The sequence below is a fragment of the Wandonia haliotis genome (assembly GCF_039523435.1).
Taxonomy (GTDB): Bacteria; Bacteroidota; Bacteroidia; order Flavobacteriales_D; family Crocinitomicaceae; genus Wandonia; species Wandonia haliotis.
Map to the genome: position 1 here is coordinate 1 of NZ_BAAAFH010000009.1, position 5,970 is coordinate 5,970.

General features: G+C 37.8%; 4 protein-coding genes. All 4 read left to right on the forward strand.

Translation table 11 applies throughout. The features are described 5' to 3' along the window. Nucleotides 1-2,039, forward strand: a 2,039-nt coding sequence (locus ABDZ97_RS08135; protein ID WP_343786381.1) for an RHS repeat-associated core domain-containing protein, incomplete at its 5' end; no start/stop codon positions are given. A gap of 16 nt (nt 2,040-2,055) precedes the next feature. After that, nucleotides 2,056-2,406 carry a hypothetical protein gene (locus ABDZ97_RS08140; RefSeq protein ID WP_343786383.1) on the forward strand — a complete coding sequence of 117 codons (351 nt, stop codon included), beginning with the start codon at nt 2,056-2,058 and terminating at the stop codon, nt 2,404-2,406. Continuing rightward, complete coding sequence (locus ABDZ97_RS08145; RefSeq protein ID WP_343786385.1) at nt 2,378-4,840, forward strand: RHS repeat-associated core domain-containing protein; 2,463 nt, start codon at nt 2,378-2,380, stop codon at nt 4,838-4,840. Before ABDZ97_RS08140 ends, ABDZ97_RS08145 begins: the two co-directional genes overlap by 29 nt. A gap of 813 nt (nt 4,841-5,653) precedes the next feature. Then, nucleotides 5,654-5,830, forward strand: coding sequence for an IS1/IS1595 family N-terminal zinc-binding domain-containing protein (locus tag ABDZ97_RS17660; protein WP_425542650.1), 177 nt, complete (start codon nt 5,654-5,656; stop codon nt 5,828-5,830). Nucleotides 5,831-5,970: the final 140 nt, after the last annotated feature.

Here is a 5,970-nt window from a genome sequence, read left to right on the forward strand (position 1 = left end):
CTATAGACGGTCTGGATGTTCAGGGAACCGCTTACCGGTATGACCAGTTGCAACGGATTAAGGAAATGCAGGTGTACCGTGCTGTGGATGTAGAGAGCTTATTTGCCTGGACAAACAGCGCAGCGACTGATGAATACAAGACGACTTTTTCGTACGATCGTAACGGAAATTTACTATCTTTAAATAGAAACGGAATCGGAACGGAGCTGGACATGGACAGATTTGTGTACAATTATCATACGCTGGGAGGACAACCATCTAACAGGTTGAACTATGTGGTGGATAATGGTACCGATTATAGCTCGTATGATGACATCAAAACAGGACAAACAACAAGTAATTACACCTACAACAAGATCGGGGAGTTGATCGAAGACGCATCGGAAGACATGGAGTTGGAATGGCGATACGGGGATCACAAATTGTCAAAAATTACCCGTACGGATGCAGCGAGTCCGAACATTACCTTTTTATATACTCCCTTTGGTCAACGAGCCATGAAACTGGTTGAGGGGCGTTCCGGAGGATCACTTACAGGCGACCAAAACTTTACGTACTACGCGTACGACGCCAATGGTCAGGTGATGGCCGTGTATGAAATAGCTTTTCCTACAGATAGTTATAAGCTCAACGAACGCCATTTGTACGGAGCCGAACGTTTGGGCGTGAACTCGGAAGAAGTAACCATCTATCAAGGTGGTAATTTTACTTCCTATACCCACAAAGAAGAAGACGTGGTACACACGGAGGAGAGCGGACATAAAAGATACGAATTAACCAACCACTTAGGGAACGTACTAGCCGTCATAAACGACCGCAAGATTTACAACTCCACAGACCAGAATTACGATCCTGTGCTCCTCTCTTGGAGTGATTATTATGCGTTTGGAATGACCATGCCGGGGCGTAATGGTGGGGTGAATTATCGCTACCTATTTAATGGGATGGAGCATGACGGGGAAGTGTCTGGAAATGGGAATTCGTATACTACGGAGTTTAGGCAGTATGACCCGAGGTTAGGGCGTTGGAAGTCGTTGGATCCGTTGATGGCGAAATATCCGGGCATGAGTCCGTATGTAGCGTTTAATAATAATCCGATTTATTTTGTGGATCCGTTTGGGTTGGAAGGTACCCCCCCAGTAGAAACAGGATCAGAAAATGGAGGAGACACAAGTAATGATGGTGATTGGAAATATCATTGTGACGATGCGAATTCAAGACTAGATGGATGGAAATCTGCACAAACAGGGCGTTATGGTATCGAAGCTAAAAATGGACTTAGACATATTTTGGGGCGATTAAATCAAAAAGAAAATGCGATAAAAGAAATAGAGCAACGTAACCAGCAAAAAAATGAAGAACTTCTCAGAAAAGCTAAGAGAGAAAGTGATCGATTAGACCATTGGATTGAAGAGGAGAAAATTAGTCAAAATGATGTTGAAATTATAAGTGATAGAATATTTTCTATTGCTATTGTTAATGAATGGAATCGCAATGTTAGTGAGAATGTCAAAAATGATTTTGACTTTTACTTGAAAACAGGTCGAAGGGCAAAAAGTGATCCAGCAACCTTAACTAGAGCCAGAAGTGTTACTGATGTTAATGATCTCGTGAATTCCGTTTGGGCAAGACCCTTGGAAACAGGTTATGCAGAATCTCAAGATTGGTTTTGGTCATTCTTTATTACTCCTTCTTCAGCTGCTTTTTCAATGAGATATAGTTCAACAATTACTTCGAATCGTGTTTTCTGGTCAGGAGGAAATGTAGCGAAAAATGCAGCAGCCAATTTTGCAAGAGAAAATGGTATGATAACTTTGGAAATGACAATTACGGGTAGAGTTATGAATACTATTAACCCAATATTACCCCGGTCAGTATCAACCCCTATTTGGAATAGATTATCTCTTAATTTTGCTAAAGGAGCAAAAGGAGAAGCTCATTTTTTTACGACTTCTACAGGACCACGTCCAACAAGTATTTGGTTAAGAGTTGAAAAACCTATTTTAAAAGTGAACAAAGTGCGAATTATTAATCACTGATAAAACTTACATAAGAATGAAAATTTATCAATATCTATTCTCTGCAAAGTCGATGAAGGGGAAAATACTTCGGATTAAGGTAGGTATATATAGTTTAGTGGAGCCGATTTGCAAAGAAAAGTTTTGGATTCATTGGTATGGAGCATATAATTTAGATCCAAAAAACGTAGTTTTTTGGATCTGTGTTAAAACTGATAGGGAAAAAGAAAAGCTTGAATTAGATTTAGATTTAATGGAAAAAATAAGATTTCTTTTAGTAAAGTATAACTACCCTGAAGAAGCTCGAAAGTATGTATATATTGGCTTTGAATCTCAAGAAACAGTGAATAGAGAATCGAATGGTGATTGGTACTTACATTTCAAATAGGGTAGTGGGTAGTGTCTCAAACTATCACCTGAACAACGTCCTTGCCGTCATCAACGACCGTAAAATAGCTTCCGGTTCATCGGGAACAGTATTTTCGAATGATTTCACAAGTGATGTATCCGGTTTGATTGCTTTACCGAATGCTACGTTGACGCATGCAGGAGGAGAACTGGAAGTTTCTGTAACAAGCCAGGGTGCCGGTGCTCAATTGTCGTATACGGGAACGACTCCGGGTAAAGTGTACCGTTTGTACTTTACAGCAGACCTGAATAGTCAGGGGAGTATTGCAGCGCAAACCTATGATGTTCCCACATCCACAGTTACTTCTGAAAAGGTAGCAGGATCAGATGGAGTTTATTATTTGGATTTTCTGGCAAGTTCTTCTCAGACCACTATATCGATAGTGAGTACGGTTGCCGGAAGTCGGACTTTTTATTTGGATGACATGGTGTTGGAGCTGCGTCCGTCTGTATTTGCCCGATCACTAACCTCTAGTTATGCGGGTCTTCAGACATACGGTGCGGGAGTAACAGCCTCAATAGTGGGCCATCGTCTGGAGGTGGATAATCTGAGTTTATGGAATGGAGTACAGTGTGTTTTTCCGACAGAGGTAGGAGAGACGTACACGGTTCACTATACATTGGATCTGGATGGCGGTCCTCAATTGACACCTTTTGTCCGCAATAACATCACATCAGCGAATATTCAGGTGCAGCATATTTATTCGGACGGACGGTATACGTTAACGTTTGTAGCACCAAGTACAGAGACCCTGTTTGCAGTAGAAAACCCGAATTCGGGAACCCGAAAGATGTATTTGTCGTATTTGTTTGTTCAGGACAACAATGCAAGCGTAGTGGATGATTTTCATTACGACCCTGTACTACTTTCATGGAGTGATTACTATGCGTTTGGTATGACCATGCCGGGCAGGAATGGTGGTGTGGGGTACCGTTATCAATTCAATGGAATGGAGCATGATTCTGAGGTATCAGGGAATGGAAACAGTTATACCACGGAGTTCAGACAATATGACCCGAGGTTGGGTAGGTGGAAGTCGTTGGATCCGTTGATGAGTAAGTTCCCTCATATATCACCTTATGTAGGTTTTGCAAATAACCCTGTGTACTATACAGACCCTTATGGGTTGGAGCCTGTGAATGATGGTAATGATGGAGATAGACCTGGAGGATTACCAGAACAATCTGAAAATGGCAAGATTTATACTGGTGATAATGGGGTGGAATACATCGGTACTGATGATGGTGGTTATTCAATATTAGGTAAAGATGTTAGTTATGTACACAATGACACAGGGGGAACTAATGTTGCAGGAAGTAATGATAATATAGAAAACAATGATAATGTAGAAAACAATGATAACCCTCTTTTACCTCCCTCTAAAAACATGGTAATGATTCCAGTGATGAATAGGAAAGTTGAAAGATTAGATTTGAATATTACCAGTTCAGGAGAATTTAATGATTTTTTAGAAGAAAGAACGTCCTTTAAACCAAATTCTACATTCGTTGTTGTTGAAGGAGAAATTGAAGACCCTTATGCGAATGTCTCAACTATTTTAACTGTAGGTGGGGTTGCTTATTCTATTTTAGAATTCACAACTTACAGTAAAGAATTTAATTCTTGGTTAGGGAAAAACGGAAAGATGTATACTGGTTTGGAGGGAAAAGGTCCTAATCAGCACACTGGAAACAGAGGAGGCGCAAAAAATGCGTCTAATAATTATAAAAACGCTGGTCGCGTCGTATTTTGGGTTGCAACAGCATGGTCAGTTTCTAATGTTATTGATGGAGTGGTTAATAATGATACAGATAAAGTTGTAGATAATGCTGGAGATATAGTAATAGGTACTATAATGTATAAAGGAGGGGTCTACGGTTTTGCAGTAGGAGGAACAGCCTTGCTAGTAAATTGGGGATTAAAAAAGGGCTATTTGTCACCTCATGTTGACCACATGAAAGGTAAATCTTTAGAACAGCAAAATAGAGGGAATACTTGTTTTTCTCCTGAAACTAAAGTTTGGAAGTCCAATGGGACATTTGTTTCCATATCTGAAATTGAACCAGGAGATACTCTTTACACATACAATACTATTAGTGATTCCTTGGAACTTGGTGTAGTTAGTAAGAAAGTAAGTTATCTTGTTGAGAGTATTTGTATTGTTAAAATTGGAAGTGAAACAATCAAGGTTACTGAAGAACATCCGTTTTACTCAAACTCAACATGGAAGAAAATAATAGAGATTCAAAAAGGCGAATTATTAAAAACAGATAAAGATTTTATTGAATTGACGGATATTAAAACGGAAACAACATCTGATTCACAAATTGTAGTAAACATCGAAGTAAATGGGCAGCATAATTATTTTGTGACAAAAAGTAAAATTTTGGTTCATAATAAATCCATTAAATAACCTTTAAGATTCTTGATTTTATAAAAGGCTAAAAGAAGAAATACGGGAAAATAAAATAACTTATTTTATATTAACAAATGAAGATCGATGAAAGAGATATATAATTTATTGTTTGTTTTTGAATTTATGACACTTCAAAAAATGTGGGGCAAAAGAAATAATTGGGTTCCGTTATTAGCTTCATTCTCAATGTCATTTACTTTTCTGTGTTTATTGTTGTCATTTTTTCTTTTACTTTATTTAATCTTTGATCTAAGATGGGTATCTATTTTTTCAAATAAAGTAGTAGTGTTAATTATTTTTGGATTAATAATTTTAATCCATTATTATAAATTCGAATATCAACAAAGATATCTACATATAATAGATGATATAAAGAATAAATACCGTTTATGCTTGGGTAATAAATGGGCTAGAATTCTCTCTCAATTGTATGTGTATGGTTCAATTTTGCTGTTTATAATATTGTCTATTGTTTCAACAAAAAAAGGTTAGTAGTGTGGGTAGTGTCTCAAACTATCACCTGACGGTAAAAAGTGTATAAAAAAAGGAAAGCAAAAGATACTCTTTTCAATGGTTCTCATTACAAGTATGACCGCAACGGAAATTGGTAGTGTACCAGATTTATTGATGAATGAAGTTTTTTAATTAATCATTTGTTTTTCAGGTGGTAGAGGAGTTTTTAGCAAGAGTATTTCGATAAGGGTAATCATTAGATTGCCCTTTTTTTCGTGTTTTATTCGGCCTATTATTCAATAATTACGTACTACGTGTATCAGAATTATTGCTCATATGATTTGTTGTAATTTTCAAATGAAAAAAAACGGGAAGACTTTGAAGGGAATTCAACGTCATCTGTGTAAACGATGTGGTTCGACCAAACAGGAAGAATATCGCAATAGAGCCTGTCTTGCGGAAACCAATACGAATATTGTTCTTTTACTTAAAGAAGGAGTAGGAATCAGGAGTATTTCTTACCTATGCCATTGACCGTACAACCAAAGATGTGGTTAGTTTTTCAGTTGGTCGGAGAACTAAGAAAACACTGGGAATGGTAGTGAATACCTTGTTGCTTTCAGAAGCAAAGGAAATCCGGACAGATAGACTTAGTTTGTATTTGGGATTGATCC